The sequence below is a fragment of the Pauljensenia sp. UMB3104 genome (assembly GCF_030217285.1).
Lineage (GTDB): Bacteria > Actinomycetota > Actinomycetes > Actinomycetales > Actinomycetaceae > Pauljensenia.
The window spans coordinates 1-253 of the sequence record NZ_JASONN010000439.1 but is presented as its reverse complement, the minus strand read 5'-3'; the positions used below and the strand labels follow the sequence as shown (position 1 = coordinate 253).

Genomic DNA, 253 nt, shown 5'->3' with positions numbered 1-253 from the left:
CGCCTGCACCTTACGCGCATCTTCGTTAGAATCGCCGACTTCGGTGAGTTCCGCTCCGAATTGTCCCAACTGTTCGCGAGCTTGTTCGATGCTGAGTCCATGCTCCCCCAACTGTCCGTTGAGGCTCAACGCCGTCGTGACCGCAGACGAAATCGTGATGTTCTCATCGAGGCGTTTCGGCCAATTCGTCATGATGTCTGTCATCAGCTGAACCGAACCAGCTTGGCTGAGCATTGTGACGTCAGGATTCAAG

1 protein-coding gene is annotated in these 253 nt (G+C 54.9%); it reads right to left on the bottom strand.

Going from position 1 to position 253, the window contains the following annotated elements; translation table 11 throughout:
- Positions 1-204: hypothetical protein (locus QP415_RS12325; protein WP_285100265.1), on the bottom strand; the 204-nt coding region annotated here is incomplete at its 3' end.
- Positions 205-253: the final 49 nt, after the last annotated feature.